Raw genomic sequence first — 22,207 nt, 5'->3', positions numbered from 1 at the left:
TTTTCCGATTTCCGTTGCCTAACGGTTGACGGCGACGAAGTTGTCGGAATCGATCTGGTGAGAGCCGTACCGAACTTCATAAGAGCCACCCAAATGGCCCGCAATGCGCTCTGCTTCGTCTTGCGACGTGTAGATGCCACCGAAATGCCACGGTGAGTTGCTGACAACGGCAAAGCCAAGGACCCATCCATTGTTGCTCGGGTCGGCAGGCAGTTGGGCAAAGTCAGGCAATACCTCGCCGGCGAATTCCTTGAACTGTTTCTCAGCGTCCTCGTGCGTCGCAAAGTGTGCCGGACTGGTGCGAAACACCTGCTCCGCGTCCGTTGGGTAAAACACTTCGATAAAGACCTTGCCGGATACCGGATCGGTCACGCTTTCGCATCGATATTTCGTCAATTGTATTCTCCATGTTTGAGTTGTTCGTGAGCGCCGCCTGGCTCGCTGTTTTCCTATCAGAATTTCGTCACGGGCATTGAGTTGCCAGTGATCTGCTCGACGTCCGCAACCTCAAGAAACTCTTCCCCTTCAAGTTTGGCTTCGTCGATGCTGATGCCACCGGCCTGTTGAGCTTCATGTTGTGCGATTTGATACGCGAGCACGCCGGCCTGGAAGACGGTGAGCGGCTGCGCTTGTCTCGCGACGGGCATGAGCCATGCGCTCCCGGCATTTGTATAGTCAAGGTCCACGTTGGCAACCTGCGTACGACTCGCGTCAGGCTGCGGCTTGAGGACAGTGCGCACAATCGCGCCGTTTGCGAGCCGAAAATCAAGGGTTTGCATCGGCTGTTTATCCGTGCTCGGATAAGCGGTCTTCGCCATATGAGCATCGCTCCTTTTACTGTTTTCCGTGGCTTATTGGCTGCTGGTCCATGAAACTGTCGTCCCTCGAAAAGGCACCTCTAGGTCGTTTCCGACAATCTGGTCAGGGCGGACGTCATTTACCGGAGAGTGGCCAATGACCTTTCCTACTACTTGCCCATAGAGGGTCAGCGTCCCGTGATTGATGACGTTCCGTGCGACTTGCCCGTGCACGACAGCGATTCCGCCCGGTTCAATGATCAAGCCGCCCGTGAGTTGGCCATTCGCTATCAGTCGGCCGCCGGGCCGAACATAGGTAGTGCCAGTGACTTGTCCAGTCGTTTCGTGGTCGCCGTCAACAGTCAAATCGCCTTTGTGCTGCATCGTTTTCTCCGGTTGGTTTCCTAGGTGCCGACCAGGTCGGGATTAGCCTCACAATCGTCCCAGTACCGTAACGGATCCAGATGTTGCGGATAGCGCAAGCTGAGCCACCCTGAAAGCCGAGCCCAATCCGGATGGTTGCTGCCTGTCAGTGACGACCAGATCGAGGAACGTTCGAGAATCCGCCCAGTGGCACGATCGCGTACCAGCAAGCTGCCCATCCCGCTCGAACTGTTCGACTGTGTCTCGACCAGATAGCGTGGCAACAGCCGCAGTTCGGCATCCTCCGCCCAGCCATACACTGCTCGCACCACGTTCGACGGATCTCGCAGTTCAATGGGGCCCGTGGCTGGGCGAACGGCTTTCCATCCTTCAGGAAACTCGGCAACAACCTCGTGGTCAGCTTCCCTCACCCATCTCACCCGCAAAATGCGCGCTATCGCGTCGCACAAGTGGGACAGCGACGCGTAGCCGGCAGGCAAAGCGATCGCGCTCGGTAGCGTGATCAGATTGTCTTTCCAGAGCCGGGTTTCGTCATCGGCGCGCTGGGCCGTATCGGACGCGCTGGCTTCGAATGGATTCACCGGCCGGCCCGACATGCTCGAGTTCCCGCTTGGTAATCCCGTAAAAAGACGCTCGGCGTCCTGACGGGTAAGTTTTGGTTTCCCGCGTTTCATGAGATCTTTGTACAGTTCCTTTCCTATCAATGGTCGAAGAGCGGCTACCCTACTCAGATGGCGAGCAGGTCGGGCTGAATTAGGAGCGCTGCAGGATCGTTACCGAGCCATGCTGGCTGTCGCCCCCTGCCAGACCAGGTTTTACCTGTAGCAGGGTCGCGGTACTTCGGAACGGTCGGCACGCGCCTCGAATCGCGCTTTTGCCCTTTCTCTTGCAGATCCTGAACGCTGAGATCGAACTCCTTCATCAGGGCCTTGATCTGTCCGATCGCCGCTGAACGTTCGGCTTCGCGAGCGGCGTTGATTTGCGCATCCAGTGCCTCTCGTTGCGCAATTAGAGCTAGGTAGCCTGTCGGTTTGGAGTTCATGTTCTCTCTTTTCCTTGCGCCGGCATGGCCGGCGTTTTCCTATCTAGGTACGACTTCATCTTTCGATGGGCGGTCGTAACCGACCTCTATGGTCCGATGCCTTCGGTGCGTGCCGCTCGCATATCTCTCGTTCCAGAAGCTGCGCTCTGCCGCAAAGGTGTGGTACGTGATCTGATTGGGAATATCCAAACCGAGGTCAGCTAAATCACCCGTTGCGGGGTCAATCACACACACGGCGCAGTCTCCGTTCCGACGCACACCGAACGGCTGATGCTGAATGGTGTATCGATTCAAGAAATCAAGCCAGCTCTCCGGTGTCTCGAAGCACTGGAACAGCCGTACATACGCCCGCCCGTTGTCCTTGATCGTCGGCTTCTTAAACCCGTGCTTGCCATTCATGTCCGTGTTCCTAGACGTCAGCCGTTCGCTTCTGGCATGCGGTGCTGAGCGCGTGAGCAGTGTGGCGCGCGTAGGTCGCAACTGCACGCCAATACGCGGCCATCGGTCCCTTTCGCCGGCGCCAAGCGTTCTCGGCCTCCACGTTCGCCTGGTCGCGCAGTTCGCGTAACACGGCTTCGAGAGGCGCACGCTGCTCGACCGGCAGCGCAAGGAGCGCTTGACCAGCCGGGAGCTTCAAGAGAGGGTTCAAGTAGCCCATAGTGTGGTTTTCCGTTACAAGTCGTACTTCGCGCGCAGCTCAACAATCCGCTCCAAGCGTGCGTGGTGCGCGGAGCGAGCGTCAGCCGAAACTTCCGCGAGATTCACCTTCCCGCATGCGACCGACGTCTCCCATTCGGTCGTTCGCCGAACATGGTCGAACAGCTCGCGCAATTCGCGCTTCATCGTGTCGAACACCATCGCGTCCTCCGTTTTCCTATTCGTGCCCGCGCAGCTGCTCGAGCGATTCATCCAGTATGTCAGCCGCGTCCGCGTGTAGCTCAGCGGTCGCTGCGTCCAGCTCGACACCACAAGGCAACTTTCGCGATTCGGCGACGTCCCGGAGTGCATTGATCGCGAGCCGAAGTGCGTCGGCAACAGTCAGGTTGGACATGGTATTTTTCCGTTGCCCGATCACATTGAAAAGTAATGGGCCACGCCCGCCGCAGCCGTGCCGATCGCGAGGCCGACCCCGCACACCGCGACCAGCTCCCACAACTTCCGTTGAGCAATGGCGCGGCGGATCGTTTCCTTATCCGCGACGCTCGGCGCGATGAAATATGCCGTCTCCCCATGTTCATTGTGGACGGTACGCACCGTGCCATCCGCAAGCGCCGTTTCGAGTGCCGCAGGCATCGGTAGATAGGTAGCGAGCATCCACCGAATTGTCTTCATGGGCGTTTTCCTTGCTACCGTCATCGCTGCGACACGACGGCGGCCGGTTCCCAGGCCGTCATGTCGGAAAGATCATCGTGCTGGGCACCCGGATAGCCCTGTGGCCAAGTTTCCGCCTCTTGCTCGGCGCGGATGTAGCAGTCACACGCGTCGAGGCCGGCTGCGTGCGGCAAACGGTTGATGGCCTGTACCGCGTCCCGGCGCAGCTCGGCCCGGATCTCGCCCACGAGCTCGCCGCGATAGTGCCGGCGCAGCGCATGGAAGTTCGACGGCGACAGCCCGTAGCGAGGACCGTCCGGAAGCATCACCGGCACTTCGCCGCCTCCTGCCACGAGCTCGGTCACCCGCGCGGCGTACCCGGTCGGCGACGACGTCACGCTCACGCGGTAGGTACGCCAGGTGCCGGTTAGCGGACTGCGGGACTGGAATTTGAAGCTTCTGGTTACGGATGCTGACATGGGATTTTCTGTTTTCCGAGTCCGTTAGTGCGCGTCGAGCGCGTCATTCCACAACTTCATCATGCGCGCAGCGTCGGCGCGCGACTCGGGGCTGTCCGGCCCCATCAGCGCGACCGTCAGCCCGCTACCATCTTCCGCTTCCAACATCACCCATGGTGTCGTCGGGTCGGCCACGGCAAACTTCGGCAGTCGTGTCGTGACCATCACTCTTTTTCGCGTGAACTTGGTTTCGTCAATCTGCATCATCTGCGTCGCAGGAATTTCCTTTTTCCTCGTCTTTATGCTGCAGCTTTCCAGCAGTTCACGTCGACGTTGGCATCGCGCTCAGCAGCAGCACGACGACGCTCGCCAAGCACGGTACCGACACGCTGCAAGATCTCCGTCGCAGGATGCCCTTCGCGCATGCCGCGCGGCGGAAGAAGGTTCTCGCGCTCGATGAGCCTCTTGGCTGCTGCAAGCGTCTCCACATCCGTCTCGCGATTGACCACGCTCATGTTCGAAGCGAGCTCGGCGACGTGTGCTGCGCGTTGCTGGTGCCGTTTCGAACTAGCCGAGCGGCCGTTGATCCGCCGCCACGCGTCCATCCATTCTCTCAGCGTGGACCATTCGATACGTGTACCCGGCGTCTTGATGACCGGCCACTGCGTCCGCTCTGCGCAGACGCGACCCCGCTTTTGAGTCCGATACAGACCTACGTCATAGACTCCGTGACCAACCATGCAGCGCGGCATCGCCTAACCCCCGATTCATTATCGGCATACGAACGCCGACCTTAGTCAGATAATAGTACCGTAGCGGTACTATGTCAAAGCTTTTATCAGCTGCTCAACGATCTGCGGCGAGACAGTGACGCCTCGCGCGCTCAGCTCCGCCGGCAACACGGTCCGCATCATATGGCGGCGCACGGCCACAGGGATGCGCTCGAGCGAATACCCGGCTTCTGCCATCTTGGCAGGCCAGTTATGACGGTATGCCGTGCCGCATGCGGCATTAATCTCGTCGAGCGTTTGCTTGAGCGGCTTGCCAGCGGCCGCCTCAATCTCCAGCCAGCGTTCGAAGAGACCTTTAGAAAGTTTTTCTAGTACCATGGCAGTACTATATACCAGACGCGTCATCAAATTGCCGCCTCGAAAATCCGGGACAGAACTGCGCTGTCGACGTCGATGTAACGCCGGGTGTCGTCGATCGATTCATGACCCAGCAACAGTTGGACTTGCTCGATCGTCGCACCGCGGCCCAGCAACCGCGTCGCGAACGTACGCCGTCCACTGTGGCTGGAAGCCCTGAGCCCCGCTGCTTTGTAGAGGCTCGTCACGTACGCTTGAAGAGAGTCCGCCGCCCAGTAGTCCATCGGCTCGCCGTCAGCCGAGATCCGTATTTTTCGATTCAGCGCATACGGATAGCCCTTGCGGCTGAGAATCAGCGGAAGGTCAGGAATCAGTCCGCGAAAGCGAGGGCTGTCTAGAGTGGTCCCCAGTTCGTGCGCGACTCGGTACTCCAGGTACCGCTCAATCGCGTCGACCAGATTGCGGGCAGAAAAATAGACGGCGCGCTGGCGACAGCCCTTGGTAATTGCCGCTCGAAGAGAGACTTCCGTGCGGAGCGCACCACTGCGGAACATGACGTCGGCCACCGTGATTTGCGCGACCTCAGTGATCCGCATGCCGACGCTCAGTCCAAGCAGAAGAATCACGGCGTCGCGCGCCGGATGCCTGCTGGTCGCTTCAGTGACGCGCAGCAGATGACGAATCTGGCCGGGCGACAGAACGGCAGCTCGTTTTATGACGTTGGGCATGATGGCTCTCTGAACAGGACGGAAATCGGGATCATTCAGAGAGAAAACCGTGCATGCTCTTTTTCGAGCCTACCACGCCGTCCTACAAGGCAACCTCGGAAAATTCGGCGCGGCGCTGGCCTTCCATTACCATTCCGTCCTATTGCAATTACTCGACAACAATCGTGACGACCGAACTACCAGACCTACAGGCTCAACTCCGCGAATTGAATATGCGACTCGCCGACGTGAAGAAGGAAGAGAAGCAGGCGTACTTGGCAGATGTCCAGGAGCGCGTGGCGCTCTACGGCATTACCGAAGATGAACTGCTGCGAGCCGCAGGCTTTCGGAAATCGCGCAAGCCGCGGGCGCAAGCGAAGTACTACGACGCCTCTTCGGGCAAGCAATGGTCCGGATTCGGGCCGAGACCGAAATGGCTGGAAGGCAAAAATCTCGACGACTATCTGGTCGAGCGTGCGGCGAAACCGTGGTGGCCCGGAGAGGACGCCTGATGGCTCGTCCTCGCGACGATCTTGCCCGGAGAATGTTCGGCGGTCGGCCGAACGTCGCGACAGTGGCAGGCCCATGCTCAAAACTTGCGGTACCCTGTCCCTGAACGGTTGCTTAGGGGACACGGCAATGTGCTATTCCGCAAAGATCCAAGCCAACTACCGGGAGTACGTGCGGCGCTATGGCGCCGACATGGACATCGAGACGTTCAGGCGCATCTTCTTCGCGCGCGCATCCGGGGCCGACATCAAGATCCCGAAAGCGGTCGAGGCCGCGTTCGCCGGTGTCGATGACGAAATCTCGGCGGCGATCGCCGCGTATCGAAGCCGGCGAACACGGAAGCTGGAGACCGATCTGTTCGAGCAGCGCGCGCGGCTCGCCGCGGCCGAGAAGAAGCTCGCCGCGATGGTCACGAAGAAGGCCAGCGAGGACGTCCGGATCGCCACGGACAAGATCGAAGCAGCGATGCGCGGGCTCGACGATCTTCGTCGGACGGACCTGCAGGAGCGCGACTCGCGGATTTATCCCGGCTGGTATGCGCCCGTGCTGATCGAGCTCGAAGGCAAGCGGCTGATCGTACCGATGCGATATCGATGCCGCATACCGGGGTGGACCGAGGCAGATGAGAGGGCGAAGCCCGGTTGTTATAACAGCCGCGTAGATTCACTTTCCACGGCCTGGCGCAAAGTCTTCGGCTTCACGCATGGCCTAGTACTGGTCGACGCGTTTTTTGAAAACGTGAAGCGCGACGGCCAGAACGTCGTGCTGCGCTTCGACCCGACGCCCCCGCAACACATGCAGGTCGCCTGCCTGTGGACGCGCACCGAGATCCCGGGCGCGGACGACCTCTGGTCGTTTGCGGCGATCACCGACGACCCACCGCCTGAAGTGGCGGCTGCCGGACACGACAGGTGTATCGTCCCCATTAAATCCTCGAACGTTGACGCCTGGCTGACGCCCGATCCAAGCCGGCGCGCTCAACTACGTGAGATCCTGGCCGACCGTGAGCGGCCGTACTACGAGCACCAGCTCGCAGCGTAAACGCGGGGGTTGGAGGGGCGGTTATCTCTGTCATATACTGTACAAATATACAGTATTTTGCGTAACAGACCCCATGCACCCCGCCCTCGCTCATCCAGAAGCAATCCATCCAGGTCTATGGCGCGCCAGCCAACTGGCTCGCTCGAGTACCCGCGGCATCGACACGGGCCATCCGGAACTGACGGCCGAACTGCCGGGCGGCGGCTGGCCGGCCGGCGCGCTGATCGAACTGCTCGCGCCGCAGCCTGGAATCGGCGAGCTGCGACTGCTGGCGCCGGTGCTCGCGCGCACGGCCGGCAAGCCGGTCATGCTGATCCAGCCGCCGCATGCACTGCAACCGTTGGCACTCGCGTATTGGGGCATCGACCCGGGCGGCTTCGTGACGCTGCCGGCGCCGCGCACGGCCGACGCGCTATGGGCCGCCGAACAGGCGCTGCGCGCCGGCACGTGCGCCGCCGTGCTGCTTTGGCAGCCGCACGTCCGCGCGGACGCATTACGGCGGCTCAACCTAGCCGCGCAGAGCGGCCAGGCGCTGTTCTACCTCTTCCGGCCGGCGGCCGCGGCGCGCGACGCGTCGCCGGCACCCTTGCGGCTCGCGCTGGCGCCCAAGCGTGACGGCATCGACGTCACGTTCGTGAAGCGCCGCGGGCCTGCACGCGATACGCCGCTGTTCGTCCCCTTGTCCCCCTCGCCGATTTTGTTGAACCGCCATGCAAGTCTTTATATGAACGCCTCCCGTTTGAGCAGGTTCTCGAGCGCTCCGACTAACAGGATGGGCTGCAGCTTTATATCCGGCCTCAATGCAGCTGAAATCGCTGCGGGCCCCGATGATATCCGCTGACTCGCACCTCATTTGGATCACGAACTTGAAGTTCTGACTTGCATCCAGGTTTCGCGAGTCCCGGTCCTACCTGTGGCGTCATCACGTTCAATTGCCTGCGCAACCTTGGGACGTTCCTCCCTGCAAAGCTTTATGCCGCTGAAGGCTCTACGTGCCCATGCAATCCTCCAATGCGAAAGTCCCGCTCGTACGGACGTCCGTGGGCAAGTACAGCCCAAATCACTCTGGCGATCTTGTTTGCGATCGCAACCACGACGACGTTCGGTGGTCGGCGCATCCTCAGCTGATCGATCCACTTCCCGGGGTCCTTAGCGTGTACGAGCACGCTCCGCGCGCAGTGGATCAGCAGCGTCCTGAGATAAGAATCTCCACGTTTGCTGATGCCATGGAGAAGAACCTTGCCTCCGGAGCCGGATTGCCGCGGGACCAAACCCAGATACGCGGCGAATTCCCGTCCAGACCGGAATGCTCGGGGATCGCCAATCGTCGCTACCGCGGCCGTTGCCGTCAGGACGCCGACACCTGGAATCTCAGCAAGCCTGCCGCTCGACGGGTCCGCACGCATCCACATCTGAAGCCTGCGCTCGATCACACCTATTTGCTCATCGAGCTTGACCAGGTTGTTCCATTGCTCCCGCAGCGTCTCGATCAACATCGTAGGAAGGCGGTTTGCAAGGCGTGCGAGTACATCTGGAATGGCGCTGTCGAGTCCCTTGCGACTTCGGCTCATGACTTCTCCGTATTCGGTCAAAAGCCCGCGGAGCGAATTGATCTGCATCGTTCGCACCTTCACCAGCTGCTGTCGCACCCGGTGCATCGCAAGAACCGCCTGTTGACCTTCGGTCTTAACCGCGACGCCCTTTCCGGGTTGTTGTACTGCAAGCCAGATTGCGCGCGCATCGGCCGAGTCGTTTTTGTTGCCGATATTGAATGCCTTTACGAAGCGCCCGGGCATCAGCCGAACATCATGCCCCATTTCCATGAGACGCCTCGCCCAGTGCTGGGCTCCGCCACAGGCCTCCATGCCGATCAGGCACGGATTTCTATTCGCGAAGTAGTCGAGGAAAGCAGAACGCTTTATCGCCTTGTTCACGGTAGCGCCTGTGTTCTCGTCCAGGTGATGCACCTGAAATACCGATTTCGCAATATCGACACCGACTGGAATGCGGTTCATCGCGAAGCTCCTGTAAGGGCCACGGGGGACATCATCATCGCCGATTTCACGCGCCATGGATCCCGACACCCATGAGACCCCACCGACGGCGGATGGACGATGGGTGGGAGGCGTTCATACCATTTGGATCGGCGTGCATCTGCCGCACCTCAACCTAGAAGTGTTCCGGCCGCGATCGCCGGCGCCGTCGCCTGACGATGCGCGCAGGCTCGTCGTGCTCGAGGGCGGCCGGGTTGTGGCGCTCGATCGTGCCGCGCGTGCGCTCGGCGTGGTCGCCGGCATGCGGCGCGGTGGCGTGCTGTCCCTCGCGCCGGACGTGCAGATCCGCGAGCGCGACGCCGCGCGCGAGCGCGAGCTCGCGCTCGGGGTTGCCTATGCGCTCCTGCAGTTCACGCCAAGCGTCGTCGACGCTGACGAAGCCGTGGTGGTGCTCGACGTGACGGCGAGCCTGCGCCTCTTTCACGGCATCCGTGCGCTGCGCCAGCGCGTGCGCGACGTCGTCGCGTCGTTCGGCGTCACCGCGGCGATATCGGTCGCGTCGTCGGGCCCGGCCGCGTGGATGGTGGCTCGCGGCCTGCGCGGTGGCCTCGCGCTGTCCGCGCGGTCGCTGCGCCGCGCGCTCGCGCGCGTGCCCCTCGCCGTGGCACCGGACGCCCGACGCTACGCGAGCTGGTTTGAGGATATCGGCTGCGAAACGCTGGCCGATCTGCAGCGCTTGCCGCGTGCCGGGCTGAAAAAGCGCTGCGGCACGCAGCTGCTCGACTGGCTCGACCAGGTCGCCGGCACCGCGCCGGCCGCCTACGACTGGCTCGAAATGCCGCCATCGTTCGACACGCGCGTCGAACTGATGGACCGCGTCGAGCACGCCGAGGCGCTGCTTTTCGTCGCGCGCCGGCTGATCCTGCAGCTGACCGGCTGGCTCACCGCGAAGCAGCTGGACGTCGCCGCGTTCGCGTTGCTGCTCGAGCACGAGCGCGGGCGGGACGCGATCGCGCCGACCGAGATCGAGATCGCGTTGGGCGCCCCTACCCGCTTCGAGGAACACCTGACGCGGCTGGTCAAAGAAAGGCTCGGCCACGTCGAGCTCGCCGGGCCCGTGATTGCGGTGCGCCTGATCGCCCGTAGCGTACAGGAAGCGGCCGCACCGAGCGACTCGCTGTTCCCGGAGCCCGGCGGCACGCCGCAGGATCACGCGCGGTTGCTCGAACTGCTGACTGCGCGGCTCGGTGCCGAGAACGTGCTCGTACCGGCTCCCATGGCCGACTACCGTCCGGAGCCGGCCGCCCGATGGGTGCCGATGCGCGACGCGCCGAAGCCGGCACCGCTGCCGGCGGACCTGCCGCGCCCGGCCTGGCTGCTTTCCAAGCCTGTGCCGCTGCTCACGCGCAAGCATCGACCGTTCTACGGCACGCCGCTGCGCATGGTCTCTCCCGGCGAGCGCATCGAAGGCGGCTGGCAGGACGGACAGACCGTGACGCGCGACTACTTCGTCGCCGAGGACGACAACGGCATCTGCTACTGGATCTACAAGGAGCGGCCGACAGCCAGCGACGAGAGCGAAGCGCGCTTCTTCCTGCACGGTCTGTTCGGCTGATCCGCCATGAACGCCGGCAATTTCGGCGCCCTGCCCGCCTACGCTGAACTCCAAGTCGCCAGCGACTTCTCCTTCTTGCACGGTGCGTCGCGCGCGGAGGAATACGTCGCGCGCGCGGCGCAGCTCGGCTACAGCGCGATCGCAATTACCGACGAGTGCTCGCTCGCCGGCGTCGTGCGCGCGCACGTCGAAGCGAAGGCGGCGAACATGCCGCTGATCGTTGGCTCGCACTTTCGGCTGACGGCCGCAGACGGCTCGCCGGCGCTCGCCTTCACCGCGCTCGCGATGAATCGCGACGGTTATGGCAATCTCTGCGAGTTCATTTCGCTCGGTCGCATGCGCGGTAAGAAGGGTTCGTATCGACTCGCGCCGCTCGACGTCGACCATCCCGACGCACCATACGCACACCTGCGCGGCTTGCCAGATTGCCTGGCGATCCTGTCGCCCGACTTCCCGGCCAATGAGCAGCGCCTCGACGCGCAGGTCGAATGGTTCGCACGCGTGTTTGGCGATCGCGCATGGGTCGCGCTGACACTGCACGCTCGCGCGATGGACGACATCCACCGCGGCGTGATCGAGCGAGTCGCCGCGCGCCACGGCGTGCCGGCGGTGGCCACCAGCTGGCCGCTCATGCATGTGCGATCGCGCAAACCGCTGCAGGATGTGCTGACGGGGATCCGGGTCGGCCGCCCGGTATCGGAATGCGGATACGAGCTCGCGCCGGACGCCGAGCGTCATCTGCGATCGCGTCTGCGGCTCGCCAACCTCTATCCCGCCGGCGCGCTCGAGGAAACCGTGCGCGTCGCGCGGCGCTGCACGTTCTCGCTCGACGACCTGAAATACGAGTATCCCGACGAACTGGTACCGGCCGGCACCGACCCGGCGACGTACCTGCGCGAGCAGACCTACATCGGCGCGCGCCGGCGCTTTCCCGCCGGCATCCCGATCGACGTCCAGGCGCAGATCGAGCACGAGCTGCAGCTGATCGCCGACCTGAAATACGAGGCGTATTTCCTGACCGTCTACGACATCGTACAGTTCGCGCGCGAGCAAGGGATCTTGTGCCAGGGACGCGGCTCGGCCGCGAACTCGTCCGTTTGCTATTGCCTCGGCGTAACCGAGGTCGACCCGTCGCGGCAATCGATGCTGTTCGAACGGTTCATCAGCAAGGAGCGCAACGAGCCGCCGGACATCGACGTCGATTTCGAGCATCAGCGCCGCGAAGAGGTCATGCAGTACATCTACCGGAAGTACGGTCGAGATCGCGCCGCGCTGACGGCCGCCGTCACGACATACCGACCGCGCAGCGCGTTGCGGGAAGCCGGCAAGGCGCTCGGTGTGGATCCTGCGATCGTCGATCGCGTCGCCAAGCAACACCACTGGTTCGATTCGCGTGCGGATCTGCTGCAGCGCTTCGCCGAAGCCGGACTCGATCCGGAGGCGCCGCTTAACCAACAGTGGGCCGCGTTCGCCGCACAGCTGCTCGGCTACCCACGGCACCTATCGCAGCACTCGGGCGGCTTCGTGATCAGCCGCGGCAAGCTCACGCGCCTCGTGCCGGTCGAAAACGCCGCGATGGACGATCGCTCGATCATCCAGTGGGACAAGGACGACATCGAGGCGCTCGGGATCCTGAAGATCGACGTGCTCGCGCTCGGCATGCTGTCGATGGTGCGCCGCGCGCTCGACATGATCTCGGAGAAGCGCGGCGAGACATTCGAGTTGCAGGACATTCCGGCCGAGGACAAGCCGACCTACGACATGCTGTGCGACGGCGACAGCATGGGCGTGTTCCAGGTGGAATCGCGCGCGCAGATGTCGATGCTGCCGCGCCTGCGGCCGCAATGCTTCTACGACCTGGTGATCGAAGTGGCGATCGTCAGGCCGGGCCCGGTCCAAGGGGGCATGGTCCATCCGTTCCTGCGCCGGCGTCAGGGCCTCGAACCCGTTACCTATCCGTCGCCCGACGTGGAGAAGGCGCTGAAGCGCACGCTCGGCGTGCCGATCTTCCAGGAGCAAGTCATGCAGGTGGCGATGCTGGCGGCCGGTTTCTCCGCCGGCGAGGCCGACCAGCTGCGTCGCGCGATGGCGGCCTGGAAGCGCAAGGGCGGCTTGGAGCCGTATCACGAGCGCCTGGTCAGCGGCATGCTCGCGCGCGGCTACGATCACGAGTTCGCCGAGGCGATCTTCGCGCAGATCAAGGGTTTCGGCGATTACGGCTTCCCGGAAAGCCACGCGGCCAGCTTCGCCCTGCTCGTCTACTCGAGTGCGTGGCTGCGCCGGCACGAGCCAGCGGTATTCCTCGCCGCGCTGCTGAATAGCCAGCCGATGGGCTTCTACACGCCTTCGCAGCTGCTACAGGACGCGCGACGTCGCGGCGTTGAGGTGTTGCCGGTCGACGTGAATGTGAGCACGTGGGACTCCGCGCTCGAAGGGCCGACCACATCGTCGCCCGTGCGCCTCGGCTTCTCGCTGTTGCGCGGCATGCGCGAAGACGTGGCCGGCCGCATCGAGCTCGCACGCGCTGCGCGACCATTTGTCAGCGTCGGATAGATACTCCCCACTTTCGTCGAAGTAATTTTCCCCAGTTTTTTATCTGACGGCGCCGCGGTAGCGGCGCCGTCCTGTCGATCGCCGACCATATTGCCCTTGAGATCCGTCGTGGGGGTGTCGGTGGTCGAGCTGGAGGAAGTGATGACGATTCTGGAATTGCATCGGCAAGGGCTGAGTATTTCGGCCATCGCTGCTCGACTGAGTATGGACCGCAAGACCGTTCGTAAATACATCAGGAATGGCGTTCAGGCACCGCGTTACGGTCCGCGCGCGCCGCGACCGTGCGTGGTCGATCCGTTCGTCCACTACGTCACCGAACGTGTACGCGAGTTTCCCGACCTGAGCGTCGAACGTCTGCTGCGCGAGATCCGGGCCATGGGGTATACCGGCGGCCGCACGGCGCTGGGCGACCTGGTTCGGGAAGTCCGGCCGCCGCGCCAACGCGGCTTCGAGGTGCGCTTTGAGACGCCCGCCGGTCATCAGGCTCAAGTGGATTTCGCGCACTTCAATGTCGAGTTCGATGACGCGCCCGGCCAGCGGCGTTCGATCTGGCTGTTCTCGATCGTGCTTGGGCACAGCCGCTATCTCTGGGGACGTTTCGTCGAGCATCAGGACCTACAGACCGTCCTGCGCTGCCACATGGAAGCGTTCGAGCACCTCGGCGGCGCTCCGCGCGAGATTCTGTACGACCGGATGAAGGCGGCCGTGCTGGGCGAAGTCGCGAAGCACATCGTCTACAACGCGAAGCTGGTCGCGTTTGCGCAGCACTACGGCTTCGCGCCGCGCGCCTGCAAGGCGTATCGCGCCAAGACCAAGGGCAAGGTCGAGCGGCCGTATCGCTATATCCGGCAGGACTTCTTCCTGGCGCGCCGCTTCCAGAACCTCGCCGACCTGAACCGCCAACTGCGCGAGTGGCTCGACACGGTTGCCAATGTCCGCGTGCACGGCACCACGCACCGCGTCGTCGCTCAGCACTTCAGTGAGGAGCGTCCTACGCTGCAGGCGTTGCCGGCCGGCACCTTCAACGGCGTGATCCGGCTTGAGCGGCGCGTGAGCCACGAAGGTCTCGTCTCGGTCGGTGGCAACTACTACAGCGTGCCCGATCGTACGCGCAAGCGCGTGCTCGACGTCCACAGTCTGGCTCACGAGATCCGTATCTACGAGGACGGTGAACTGCTGGCGGTGCATCCCGTGTTGGAAGGCCGGCGACGAACCTCGCTGTTGCCCGGTCATCGGCGTGCAAACCAGCGTAAGCAGCCGGCACGGCACCCCGTGCCATCGGTGACGGCGAGCGTGGCTCGCCGGCCCTTGTCGTTCTATGACCAGGTCGCAAGACGTCTCGCAGAAGCCGGGAGGACCGCATGAACAGCATGCCTGCCTCGACACTGGAGCGCATCCGGCGCTATCTCGTCGGCCTGCGCATGCCGCGCGCGCTCGAAACGCTGGATGCCACCCTGAACCGCTTCGAGCAAGGCGACAGTTCGATGCTCGAAGTGCTGGAAACGTTGCTGGGCGAGGAGTTCACGACACGCGAAACACGCCGCATCCGGATGGCGCTGCAGACCGCGCGGCTCGGCACGATCAAGACGCTGGCCGGCTACGACTTCAGCTTCCAGCCGAGCCTGGATCGCGATCGCATCATGACGCTTGCGCAACTCGAGTTCATCGAACGACGACAGACCGTTCACTTCCTGGGGCCGCCCGGCACGGGCAAATCGCACCTGTCCATTGCGCTGGGCGTGGAAGCCGTACGCGCGGGCAAGAGCGTCTACTTCGGCTCTCTGGCCGAGATCGTGAACTCGATGGCCAAGGCCGAACGGGAAGGCAACTTGGCGCAGCGCGTGCGCTTCCTTGCCCGTAACAGCCTGCTCATCGTCGACGAGATCGGCTACCTGCCCATCGGCTCCAACGGCGGCAATCTGTTCTTCCAGCTCGTCAACGCCTGCTACGAGCGCTGCGCGATCATCCTGACGTCCAACCGCAGCTTCGGTGAATGGGGTGACGTGTTCGGCGACAGCGTGGTGGCCGCGGCGTTGCTCGACCGGCTGCTGCACCACGCGATCGTCGTGCAGATCGAAGGCACATCGTACCGCCTGCGAGAACACGCCGATCTGCTGCCGGACCATCTGCGCAACCGTCTGTCTTCCCTGAACCCCGTGCCCGCTGAACCGGCTCGCCGGCGCCCGGGCCGCCCCCGAAGGAACCCATTCGATCACGTCGCCGGTTGATCACCGTCCGAACAGGGTGGGGAATTTTACTTCGACACTTCTGGGGAAATTACGGCCGAGGTTGACACCATTCGTCGACGTCGCGGACCTGGCGCGCCGCGCGCAGCTCGACCGGCACGACCTACAGGTGCTCGCGCGCGCGAACGCACTTCGCTCGCTCGCCGGCGATAACCGACGCGACGCGCTCTGGCTGGCTGTCGCCGCCGTGCCTGATCGAGATCTGCTGCGCGGCACCGAATGTGACGACGCGGTGCCGGCATTGCCTCTGGCATCGGAGGGTCACGAGATCGTGACGGACTATCGCGCGATGGGCTTCACGCTCGGCCGGCATCCGCTGGCACTGCTGCGCGATCGCCTCGCGCTGGATCATCTGCAGTCGGCCGAGCAGCTGGCGACGTTGCGCAGCGGCCAGCTCGCGCGTGCGTGCGGACTGGTCACGGTTCGGCAACGGCCGGGCACGGCGAATGGCGTGCTGTTCATGACGCTCGACGACGAGACGGGCCAGGTCAACGTGATCCTATGGCCCGGCCTGCTGGAGAAGTTTCGGAAGGAAGCGCTCGGCGCCGCGTTGCTGGCCGTATACGGCGTATGGCAGGCAGAAGGGAAAGTGCGGCACCTGATCGCGAGCAAGCTCGTCGACCGGACCGCGCTACTCGGCGCGCTGCCGACGACCGCGCGCGAGTTTTGCTGAAGGTCAGCTCAAATTCAAACGAGCGCAATGCTCAGCCGGGGCCACACGCAACAGAGCCGAGCTCCAATAACCGGATACCGCTAGTCGTTCGTTTATGTCGCAGTAAGATTTTCAGGAAAGCTCACGTCATTTTCAAGCGACCGCTCAAGATCGCCGAGGGTGTAGATCGGCAACTGCCGACGCGGGTCCGCCCCAAACATAACTTCATTGAAAAGCTGAAAATCTTTTACGTTGTTCGTGATCACGACGCTTCGCGAATTCCAAGCTGAGAAGAAAATAATTGCATCGTTACTCAGTTCCCTAGCAGCTTTCCCGCCCAAGTTCCGAGTTTCCATTGCACGCAGCAAGCCATCCCGGGCAGCGAACCACTCATGATGCTGGGGTGTCCATGAGTAGACGCTGCCGGCGGCGAACGGTGCCCCAGTTTGCTCATATTCGGAAACCAGTCGGTCCGTAAGCCGCACGACCTCCTTGTCGGCATAAACTCTTCGCGCAAGTTGGTGTTGCTTCTCATCGCGTTTTCCGACCGGCCCGAATCCGACCTCCAACATTGAAACAGCGCAATACACAAAATTGTAGGTCGTAGCTGCGCGCTCAAGCACCGACTGCGTTCTCGCGTCCGTAGCTAAGTCATTGAGGATGCAAGAATCAAGCAGAAGATGCCTGGTCCTCAGGAACACAGCCGAATATTCACTGGACGATACGAGCATCTTATCGAGATCCAAAGATACGATTGTTGAGGACACTATCCACGTGCGGCATTCCGCACGAGCGCAACGCTATTGACATACTGTTTGGCGAACTCGACGACGTCCAAAATCGCTTTCCAATTCCGACCGCCCTGGCTCCTGCCATAGATGTACATCGTCGGTGTGAGGTACGACCGATCCTGTTCATTGGTTTCGAGATCGAAATGCCAGTGGTCTGCGTGAATGATCTTGTTGCAGGCTTCGCGCAACTCCAGCGCGATAGTCACGTCAGGCGCTGTCATGTCACGGATCAGCGCTCCGCACACGCCTGCAACGAGTTCGAGCACCTGATTGTGTGCATCATCGACGGCGCGGGCAGTGACCGCGAGGCTTAACAAAATCCGCGAAATCTCGTCCTCCTCGCATTCCTGGAGAACGAAAAGCGGATCGCGCAGCTCAGCGTTATGCCCTTGTGCCGCTTCGATCCGTTCCGCAAACTCCTTACTCGCGAGAAAGATCGCCAACAGGCGATGCAAGTCGATATACGTGGCTTGGATATTCGGCAGATGTGCACCGCGGACAGTGCCCTGCTGAGGGACGAATTCGGCCATCGGTGCCTCCTTTAAAGACGATCAGGTAGTACCGTCGAGGCCGCAAGCTTCGGCATCTCCAGCAGCTTCGCCTTGTAGGCGAACACGTCGCGCTCGTCGATGTCGAATCGGCGCAACCAATCATCGCTCTCGGCAGTCGTATCAAAGTATGGCGCCGAGGCCCCCATCAAGCCACGCTGCAACCGCCACACCGTCGTCGCGCGAACCGCCTTCAATGCGTTGTTCAGGACCACGTAGTTCGCAGGCGCGACCGGTGACCCCTTTCCAGCCTCATCGGCTGCACCACCGGCCTCTGGCTCAGGGCCGGCCTGAATCACTACCCCGCCGTTCATGTCATACAGGGCGAACCAGTCCGGCGGTAGTTCGCTTCGTAGCGCGGAGATCCCACCGACCTGCTCCAACAGCGACTTGTCCAGGCACGTGAGCCAAGACACCGTTTTCAGTTTCGATCGCAGATGGGTCGCGTTGAGCAGCGGATTGCCGACATCGAGCGCAAGGTAGCGCCGGGCCAACCAGTATTCCGTGGGCGTGTTGGCCTCAGCTTCCGACAGGCTCAGATTTACTGCGAATCCGGCATAGCCGTTGTAGGCGTTCAGCCGTTTCGCGAAGTCAACGAACAGCTGCTGGAACGCGCGAGGATGGGCGACCAAAAATGGCACTGGCACCGAGAAGGTCAGTGCGCTGGCGCCCCCTTCGGACATCGCCTCCTCATACTCCAGGATTCCGAACACGCGGAACTCCCACAACCCTGCATCCTCAGCCTTTTCGCCGGAAGACACGTAGGCCGTAACGCCCGCGTCGCCGCGCGCGCGAAACGCCTTCGGGTCCACCTGCCCATCCTTCAGCTGCACGGGCTTCCGGCCGTCCTGCGTGAGCCAGCGAAGGCGCGGTCCCGCGTAGGCCGCATACGCCGCGAAGCAGTTTGCAATCTCGCCCTGCACGGCTTCCTGATATGCGTTCGGAAAGAACAGCGCCGCGCGCACGACCATCGCTGCGCCGACGTAGTCGTGACGCTGCTTGGGCAAGAGCATTCCGCCTTTCAACAAGGCGTCAGTTTGGGCATTCTTCGCCCACTCGATAAGTGCTGTTTCGTCCATGATCATCAGAATAGCGGAATCGGGCTCGGGGATGGTGCTGGCGCAGCGCCGTCGGGCGGCCGTGGGCCAAAGACACTGCGCGAACGTTTCGTCGCGCCCTCGAGCTCGTCGAACGGGCTCCACGGGGCTGCCTTCGACGCGCCGTCGGTAGCATCTCGCGGCGCGGGCCCGACTACCGGAAACTCGCTGGTCTTCTCCTGCTTTTTGCCGTCGTCGTCAGGGCACCCGCAATCCTCCGGCGTCAACAGTACTGCGGATGCATTGGGACCGGCGATAAGTTCGTCTTGGCTTTGATGCCGCGTTGAATACGAGTCCCCCTTGAACTTCATTTCGACCACCGCATCGAGGTTGTCCTGGGTCGGTTCCTTCGCTCGATCCTTGACGATCACCACATCGGGTATCCGCACGTTGCCGACGCCGCGCTCGTACTTTCCGACCCAGTTGTCCTCGATCCATTGAGGGAGCCAACCGTGCGTCTTGTTCGGCGTGCGAGGGCTCATGATCGGTGAGGGCGGGCGAACCGTCATAAGGTACTTCACCTCAGGCTTATAGATGCTGGTCTTAAAGTCGGGGTCTTCCTGCTTCAGCTTTGACGCAACGCAGATCTGTCGAAGGTCTTTGCCGTCCACCGACTGCGGCGGATTGTTCTTGCATGAACACATCAGGCTGCAAAGCTTCGCCTGATCCTTTGGGCGCAGCTTCGAATTGAGGTAGACCCGACTGGTTTCGCCGTCACCTGGCGCCGTGCCTCCGATTGACCACTTGCTCACGCTTCGGCACTCCCGTCGCCGTGAAACGTGATCGACCCTGGCTCAGCAGACTCGTGCCACTGCGTGAAGCCTTGCGAGTCGGTCTGGCCGGAGATTGTGGAACCGCCGGGGGTCCGGAAGGAGTAGGGATGATTCGGAACGGGAGTGCCCGTTTCGCTGTTCAGGACTTGAAATCGGCCACGGTACCGATCGGTCGCGCTCGAATCCTGCTGCGGCACGACGCTCTTTCCGCCACCGATCCCGCCCGCCGCACCGGACACCTGCTCGACGTGCGCAGATCCCTGCGACGCGATCAGCGACGCCCCGCAGGCCGTCTTGTCCCCTTCGGTCGCGACAGGCCGCCCCCCAAAGGTCATGCTTCTCACCTTCACGTCGACGATCGGATAAACGCCGCCACATTTCGGACACGCCACCATGTCACCAAGCAGCGCGACGGGTTTGCCGAACATCATGTTCGTTGATGTGCAGGCGAGTACGCGTCCACCATGCGACGTCGTATCGCCTTCGCGAATAAACGCGTAGGTCATAGACAGCCCTCGGTTTGTTATGTCGCATGAATTTAGCATTGTTTCGTCGCAACACGCCGCGACGAGGCTCCGGGCCGACTGACAAAGTTTGTTAGGCCGGTCGATCCGAAAAGACCCATCAGTCTCCGGTCCCGCTCGGGCACGTTGCTCGACACCACGCCCATTCCCTTCCTGCACGTTCCTACCAGACGCGATGCTACGAACGGCCGACCAAGTTTGCTGCCGCGGTGCCCATCGCCGCGGCCGGCGTCGACATAACTAGCGCAGCTGCGCTGGCTGCTCGTCAATGATGCGCCGCGGCATAGGAACGGTGCGTGCCCGCCTGCCCTTGCCCATCACGGGCAGGCCCCACCCATCGCCCAGTGCGCCCTCAAGCACGCCGCGTGTGAGTGCGCCGACGGCGGCCGCAGCGCCCTCGACCCGCCGCAGCCCGGTCGCGCAGGCGCAAAGCAGCACAATCGCATCGCACGCGGCTGTCTCCTGCTCGCCCGATGCGTCGAAGTCGACCTCAAGCGTCTGCAGGCTGTGGATGCCGAAGTAGAGGCGCACTTTCAGCACGGTGAACTCGGTTCGGCTGTAAATGCGCAGCGGAGAAAACGCGAATCGCTGTGTGTCGTTCCGTATTGATCAGGCAGTCGCAGCGCTCGGACGCGTGCGCGGCTTCGCGGATCGCTCGGCCGAGAAAATCGCGCTCCATTGCTCGGATGTGGCTCGGTCGATTTTCTCGATAGCCACCGCGCGCGCGGCTTCAATCGACCCTTCCATGATCCGGCCAATGCTTCGCCCCGTTTCCACATCAGATACCGAGAACAGCGCCGGCATATACGGATCTGACAGCATGCTGCGATGCACAGCCCAGATGCGACCGCAATGCTCGAACGGGACACCGATCGTTTCGATCCAGCGATCTTCATGCAGCGCGGCGTAGAACACGATGCCGTCGACGCGCACGGGCGCCGGCATCGCGGGTGCCTTTTCGTTGGTCTTGCGAGTCATCACGCCACTCCTAATCAGCTTGGTTGAGAATCTCAACGTTGAAACCGGCGGGCCAGCCGTAGGTACGGACCTGAAGCGCATCTTCCGCGATCAATTCGGGGACGACGTCCTGGTAGTCCTCGTCGATCGGTGTGATCATCACGATTGCGCTCGGCATACCTTTTGCCGCAGCGATCTGGCCGGCTAGGCGCTTCAGTTCCATGGTCCACTCGCGAACCTGCTGCTCGAGGACCCGCTGTTCGTCATACGCTTTCGTCATCGTTTTCCTTGTATGGGCATGCGCCAACGCGTCCTTTCGTGTATCGAGCGCTGGTTTTCATCGCGTCGCCATCAAAACCAGTACGTGTTGTTCCCACATCGACGCAGCACCTGATAGTCGCGCTCAGGCAGCACGATCAAGCCCGCTAGCAGGGAGTGTTGTCTGGCTCGCACGATCACCTCAATGGGATAGCGCAAACCCGCTTGCACGATCGACTACGCCAGGCGTTCTGTGAAGCGCACCCTTGCACAGCTCGGCGATGGTGTTCGGGTTTCAACAACAAATCGGGACTGCTTGCCGTGAGAGGCACCCTCGCCTATACCGTACTGGGTACCGCTCCGGAGGCCATCGTGATTGTCCCTTTGTTGATGCCACGCTTATTTTCCTCAGCCTTCGAGCTGGCTGGCGCGATCCACGACGGCGAGGTGTTGGTCGACGCACATCGGGTCTCGAAAATTCGGGGAATGCTGATCTCGTTTTACGGAATGGATCCCGGCCCCTACGAAATTGCTCTCGCAACCGTGGCAACCGACGTGTTCTCAGACGAGAACACGCGCGCCTGCTTCCTCGAGCGGGTCGATGCGTTCGATCGGCTGCTCGCTAATAGAGGTCTAATCGACGCGTGGGGCATGCACGGATGGGTGCGCCGCAACCCGATAGATCCAGATCGATTTGCGCCCGCTCGATTTGTTGTCGAGGCTGCGGCCATCTGCGCGTTGGACACGCGTCGCCGGGCGTTTGACCTGCAGGATTTTCACGAAGCGGCGTACAAGCGAGCTGATGCTAGAGGCGTCGAATTTTGGTGACGCCTTCACGTTCGAGAATAGACATCTCAACTT

At 62.2% G+C, this 22,207-nt stretch carries 29 protein-coding genes and 2 pseudogenes; 9 read left to right on the top strand and 22 right to left on the bottom strand.

What is annotated here, in order from left to right; all coding sequences use genetic code 11:
* Window positions 1–18: 18 nt before the first annotated feature.
* The 13 genes from DIE08_RS35920 to DIE08_RS14225 form a co-directional block, all read right to left on the bottom strand.
* On the bottom strand, window positions 19–396 hold the full coding sequence (locus tag DIE08_RS35920; protein ID WP_221622506.1) for a hypothetical protein: 378 nt from the start codon (window positions 394–396) through the stop codon (window positions 19–21).
* Window positions 397–452: 56 nt separating this feature from the next.
* The gene (locus tag DIE08_RS14285) at window positions 453–818 is read right to left on the bottom strand and encodes a hypothetical protein (RefSeq protein ID WP_124902263.1); all 366 of its coding nucleotides are present in this window, start codon (window positions 816–818) and stop codon (window positions 453–455) included.
* Between the two features lie 383 nt (window positions 819–1,201).
* Window positions 1,202–1,855 (bottom strand): hypothetical protein, encoded by a 654-nt coding sequence (locus tag DIE08_RS14275; RefSeq protein WP_124902261.1) that lies wholly within the window; start codon window positions 1,853–1,855, stop codon window positions 1,202–1,204.
* A gap of 53 nt (window positions 1,856–1,908) precedes the next feature.
* The gene (locus tag DIE08_RS14270; RefSeq protein ID WP_124902260.1) at window positions 1,909–2,223 is read right to left on the bottom strand and encodes an H-NS histone family protein; all 315 of its coding nucleotides are present in this window, start codon (window positions 2,221–2,223) and stop codon (window positions 1,909–1,911) included.
* A gap of 39 nt (window positions 2,224–2,262) precedes the next feature.
* Window positions 2,263–2,622, bottom strand: a complete 360-nt coding sequence (locus DIE08_RS14265) for a hypothetical protein (protein WP_124902259.1) — start codon at window positions 2,620–2,622, stop codon at window positions 2,263–2,265.
* Between the two features lie 273 nt (window positions 2,623–2,895).
* On the bottom strand, window positions 2,896–3,081 hold the full coding sequence (locus DIE08_RS14255) for a hypothetical protein (protein WP_060024221.1): 186 nt from the start codon (window positions 3,079–3,081) through the stop codon (window positions 2,896–2,898).
* Between the two features lie 16 nt (window positions 3,082–3,097).
* Window positions 3,098–3,274, bottom strand: coding sequence for a hypothetical protein (locus DIE08_RS35665; protein ID WP_185715863.1), 177 nt, complete (start codon window positions 3,272–3,274; stop codon window positions 3,098–3,100).
* Between the two features lie 20 nt (window positions 3,275–3,294).
* Window positions 3,295–3,555, bottom strand: a complete 261-nt coding sequence (locus DIE08_RS14250) for a hypothetical protein (RefSeq protein ID WP_124902257.1) — start codon at window positions 3,553–3,555, stop codon at window positions 3,295–3,297.
* Between the two features lie 20 nt (window positions 3,556–3,575).
* Complete coding sequence (locus DIE08_RS14245; RefSeq protein ID WP_124902256.1) at window positions 3,576–4,013, bottom strand: hypothetical protein; 438 nt, start codon at window positions 4,011–4,013, stop codon at window positions 3,576–3,578.
* 24 nt (window positions 4,014–4,037) lie between these two features.
* Entirely contained in the window at window positions 4,038–4,259 is a 222-nt protein-coding gene (locus DIE08_RS14240; protein ID WP_124902255.1) for a hypothetical protein, read from the bottom strand.
* A 32-nt stretch (window positions 4,260–4,291) separates the two neighbouring features.
* Window positions 4,292–4,507: a hypothetical protein gene (locus DIE08_RS35660; RefSeq protein WP_185715862.1), complete on the bottom strand. Its 216-nt coding sequence runs from the start codon at window positions 4,505–4,507 to the stop codon at window positions 4,292–4,294.
* Window positions 4,508–4,813: 306 nt separating this feature from the next.
* Complete coding sequence (locus DIE08_RS14230) at window positions 4,814–5,128, bottom strand: hypothetical protein (RefSeq protein WP_124902254.1); 315 nt, start codon at window positions 5,126–5,128, stop codon at window positions 4,814–4,816.
* A complete protein-coding gene (locus DIE08_RS14225; RefSeq protein WP_124902253.1) occupies window positions 5,128–5,808 on the bottom strand; it encodes a site-specific integrase in 681 nt (226 codons plus the stop codon). The genes DIE08_RS14230 and DIE08_RS14225 overlap by 1 nt, the downstream gene beginning before the upstream one ends.
* 164 nt (window positions 5,809–5,972) lie before the next feature.
* Between DIE08_RS14225 and DIE08_RS14220 the strand changes: the two genes are divergently transcribed.
* From DIE08_RS14220 to imuA, 3 genes are all read left to right on the top strand, one after another.
* Complete coding sequence (locus tag DIE08_RS14220; protein ID WP_124902289.1) at window positions 5,973–6,299, top strand: H-NS family nucleoid-associated regulatory protein; 327 nt, start codon at window positions 5,973–5,975, stop codon at window positions 6,297–6,299.
* A gap of 127 nt (window positions 6,300–6,426) precedes the next feature.
* Window positions 6,427–7,338 carry an SOS response-associated peptidase family protein gene (locus tag DIE08_RS14215; protein WP_124902252.1) on the top strand — a complete coding sequence of 304 codons (912 nt, stop codon included), beginning with the start codon at window positions 6,427–6,429 and terminating at the stop codon, window positions 7,336–7,338.
* Between the two features lie 73 nt (window positions 7,339–7,411).
* Window positions 7,412–8,179 carry a translesion DNA synthesis-associated protein ImuA gene (imuA, locus tag DIE08_RS14210; RefSeq protein ID WP_260436524.1) on the top strand — a complete coding sequence of 256 codons (768 nt, stop codon included), beginning with the start codon at window positions 7,412–7,414 and terminating at the stop codon, window positions 8,177–8,179.
* 130 nt (window positions 8,180–8,309) lie between these two features.
* Here imuA and DIE08_RS14205 read toward each other — a convergent pair whose 3' ends face one another.
* Window positions 8,310–9,353, bottom strand: coding sequence for an IS110 family transposase (locus DIE08_RS14205; protein ID WP_124902251.1), 1,044 nt, complete (start codon window positions 9,351–9,353; stop codon window positions 8,310–8,312).
* Between the two features lie 133 nt (window positions 9,354–9,486).
* Between DIE08_RS14205 and DIE08_RS14200 the strand changes: the two genes are divergently transcribed.
* The 5 genes and pseudogenes from DIE08_RS14200 to DIE08_RS14175 all read left to right on the top strand — a co-directional run.
* Window positions 9,487–10,947, top strand: a complete 1,461-nt coding sequence (locus tag DIE08_RS14200; protein ID WP_124902250.1) for a DNA polymerase Y family protein — start codon at window positions 9,487–9,489, stop codon at window positions 10,945–10,947.
* A gap of 6 nt (window positions 10,948–10,953) precedes the next feature.
* A pseudogene (locus DIE08_RS14195) lies at window positions 10,954–13,494 on the top strand (error-prone DNA polymerase); the annotation flags it as partial.
* 114 nt (window positions 13,495–13,608) lie between these two features.
* Window positions 13,609–14,865, top strand: a complete 1,257-nt coding sequence (gene istA, locus DIE08_RS14185; protein WP_124902249.1) for an IS21 family transposase — start codon at window positions 13,609–13,611, stop codon at window positions 14,863–14,865.
* Entirely contained in the window at window positions 14,862–15,728 is an 867-nt protein-coding gene (istB, locus tag DIE08_RS14180) for an IS21-like element ISBcen28 family helper ATPase IstB (RefSeq protein WP_062910598.1), read from the top strand. The genes istA and istB overlap by 4 nt, the downstream gene beginning before the upstream one ends.
* 67 nt (window positions 15,729–15,795) lie before the next feature.
* A pseudogene (locus DIE08_RS14175) lies at window positions 15,796–16,419 on the top strand (OB-fold nucleic acid binding domain-containing protein); the annotation flags it as partial.
* Window positions 16,420–16,511: 92 nt separating this feature from the next.
* Here the strand turns inward: DIE08_RS14175 and DIE08_RS14170 are convergent.
* The 8 genes from DIE08_RS14170 to DIE08_RS14135 all read right to left on the bottom strand — a co-directional run bounded on the left by DIE08_RS14170 (window position 16,512) and on the right by DIE08_RS14135 (window position 21,368).
* Window positions 16,512–17,129 (bottom strand): hypothetical protein, encoded by a 618-nt coding sequence (locus tag DIE08_RS14170; protein ID WP_124902248.1) that lies wholly within the window; start codon window positions 17,127–17,129, stop codon window positions 16,512–16,514.
* Window positions 17,130–17,164: 35 nt separating this feature from the next.
* Window positions 17,165–17,719, bottom strand: a complete 555-nt coding sequence (locus tag DIE08_RS14165) for a hypothetical protein (protein WP_124902247.1) — start codon at window positions 17,717–17,719, stop codon at window positions 17,165–17,167.
* Between the two features lie 11 nt (window positions 17,720–17,730).
* Window positions 17,731–18,822: a DUF3396 domain-containing protein gene (locus tag DIE08_RS14160; protein ID WP_260436523.1), complete on the bottom strand. Its 1,092-nt coding sequence runs from the start codon at window positions 18,820–18,822 to the stop codon at window positions 17,731–17,733.
* Window positions 18,822–19,586 (bottom strand): VRR-NUC domain-containing protein, encoded by a 765-nt coding sequence (locus tag DIE08_RS14155; protein WP_124902246.1) that lies wholly within the window; start codon window positions 19,584–19,586, stop codon window positions 18,822–18,824. Before DIE08_RS14155 ends, DIE08_RS14160 begins: the two co-directional genes overlap by 1 nt.
* Complete coding sequence (locus DIE08_RS14150) at window positions 19,583–20,113, bottom strand: PAAR domain-containing protein (RefSeq protein ID WP_124902245.1); 531 nt, start codon at window positions 20,111–20,113, stop codon at window positions 19,583–19,585. Before DIE08_RS14150 ends, DIE08_RS14155 begins: the two co-directional genes overlap by 4 nt.
* A 258-nt stretch (window positions 20,114–20,371) precedes the next feature.
* Window positions 20,372–20,671, bottom strand: a complete 300-nt coding sequence (locus DIE08_RS14145) for a hypothetical protein (protein WP_185715861.1) — start codon at window positions 20,669–20,671, stop codon at window positions 20,372–20,374.
* Between the two features lie 69 nt (window positions 20,672–20,740).
* A complete protein-coding gene (locus tag DIE08_RS14140) occupies window positions 20,741–21,076 on the bottom strand; it encodes a hypothetical protein (RefSeq protein ID WP_260436522.1) in 336 nt (111 codons plus the stop codon).
* A gap of 43 nt (window positions 21,077–21,119) precedes the next feature.
* Window positions 21,120–21,368, bottom strand: coding sequence for a hypothetical protein (locus tag DIE08_RS14135; protein WP_124902244.1), 249 nt, complete (start codon window positions 21,366–21,368; stop codon window positions 21,120–21,122).
* 299 nt (window positions 21,369–21,667) lie between these two features.
* On the opposite strand from DIE08_RS14135, the gene DIE08_RS14130 reads away from it, so the two are divergent.
* Window positions 21,668–22,174, top strand: coding sequence for a hypothetical protein (locus DIE08_RS14130; RefSeq protein WP_260436521.1), 507 nt, complete (start codon window positions 21,668–21,670; stop codon window positions 22,172–22,174).
* The last annotated feature ends 33 nt before the right edge of the window (window positions 22,175–22,207 follow it).

The organism is Burkholderia sp. Bp9004, assembly GCF_003858025.1.
In the GTDB taxonomy this organism is placed as follows: domain Bacteria; phylum Pseudomonadota; class Gammaproteobacteria; order Burkholderiales; family Burkholderiaceae; genus Burkholderia; species Burkholderia diffusa.
Note: the sequence above shows the minus strand (reverse complement) of the source record. Positions and strands in the feature narration are given on the sequence as shown.

Excerpts from the sequence above, each read along its gene's own strand:
- DIE08_RS14285 (WP_124902263.1), bottom strand. The coding sequence starts at position 818 with ATGGCGAAGACCGCTTATCCGAGCACGGATAAACAGCCGATGCAAACC.
- DIE08_RS14275 (WP_124902261.1), bottom strand. The coding sequence starts at position 1,855 with ATGAAACGCGGGAAACCAAAACTTACCCGTCAGGACGCCGAGCGTCTT.
- DIE08_RS14270 (WP_124902260.1), bottom strand. The coding sequence starts at position 2,223 with ATGAACTCCAAACCGACAGGCTACCTAGCTCTAATTGCGCAACGAGAG.
- DIE08_RS14265 (WP_124902259.1), bottom strand. The coding sequence starts at position 2,622 with ATGAATGGCAAGCACGGGTTTAAGAAGCCGACGATCAAGGACAACGGG.
- DIE08_RS14255 (WP_060024221.1), bottom strand. The coding sequence starts at position 3,081 with ATGGTGTTCGACACGATGAAGCGCGAATTGCGCGAGCTGTTCGACCAT.
- DIE08_RS35665 (WP_185715863.1), bottom strand. The coding sequence starts at position 3,274 with ATGTCCAACCTGACTGTTGCCGACGCACTTCGGCTCGCGATCAATGCA.
- DIE08_RS14250 (WP_124902257.1), bottom strand. The coding sequence starts at position 3,555 with ATGAAGACAATTCGGTGGATGCTCGCTACCTATCTACCGATGCCTGCG.
- DIE08_RS14245 (WP_124902256.1), bottom strand. The coding sequence starts at position 4,013 with ATGTCAGCATCCGTAACCAGAAGCTTCAAATTCCAGTCCCGCAGTCCG.
- DIE08_RS14240 (WP_124902255.1), bottom strand. The coding sequence starts at position 4,259 with ATGATGCAGATTGACGAAACCAAGTTCACGCGAAAAAGAGTGATGGTC.
- DIE08_RS35660 (WP_185715862.1), bottom strand. The coding sequence starts at position 4,507 with ATGAGCGTGGTCAATCGCGAGACGGATGTGGAGACGCTTGCAGCAGCC.
- DIE08_RS14230 (WP_124902254.1), bottom strand. The coding sequence starts at position 5,128 with ATGACGCGTCTGGTATATAGTACTGCCATGGTACTAGAAAAACTTTCT.
- DIE08_RS14225 (WP_124902253.1), bottom strand. The coding sequence starts at position 5,808 with ATGCCCAACGTCATAAAACGAGCTGCCGTTCTGTCGCCCGGCCAGATT.
- DIE08_RS14215 (WP_124902252.1), top strand. The coding sequence starts at position 6,427 with ATGTGCTATTCCGCAAAGATCCAAGCCAACTACCGGGAGTACGTGCGG.
- imuA (WP_260436524.1), top strand. The coding sequence starts at position 7,412 with ATGCACCCCGCCCTCGCTCATCCAGAAGCAATCCATCCAGGTCTATGG.
- DIE08_RS14205 (WP_124902251.1), bottom strand. The coding sequence starts at position 9,353 with ATGAACCGCATTCCAGTCGGTGTCGATATTGCGAAATCGGTATTTCAG.
- istB (WP_062910598.1), top strand. The coding sequence starts at position 14,862 with ATGAACAGCATGCCTGCCTCGACACTGGAGCGCATCCGGCGCTATCTC.
- DIE08_RS14170 (WP_124902248.1), bottom strand. The coding sequence starts at position 17,129 with ATGCTCGTATCGTCCAGTGAATATTCGGCTGTGTTCCTGAGGACCAGG.
- DIE08_RS14165 (WP_124902247.1), bottom strand. The coding sequence starts at position 17,719 with ATGGCCGAATTCGTCCCTCAGCAGGGCACTGTCCGCGGTGCACATCTG.
- DIE08_RS14160 (WP_260436523.1), bottom strand. The coding sequence starts at position 18,822 with ATGATCATGGACGAAACAGCACTTATCGAGTGGGCGAAGAATGCCCAA.
- DIE08_RS14150 (WP_124902245.1), bottom strand. The coding sequence starts at position 20,113 with ATGACCTACGCGTTTATTCGCGAAGGCGATACGACGTCGCATGGTGGA.
- DIE08_RS14140 (WP_260436522.1), bottom strand. The coding sequence starts at position 21,076 with ATGCCGGCGCCCGTGCGCGTCGACGGCATCGTGTTCTACGCCGCGCTG.
- DIE08_RS14135 (WP_124902244.1), bottom strand. The coding sequence starts at position 21,368 with ATGACGAAAGCGTATGACGAACAGCGGGTCCTCGAGCAGCAGGTTCGC.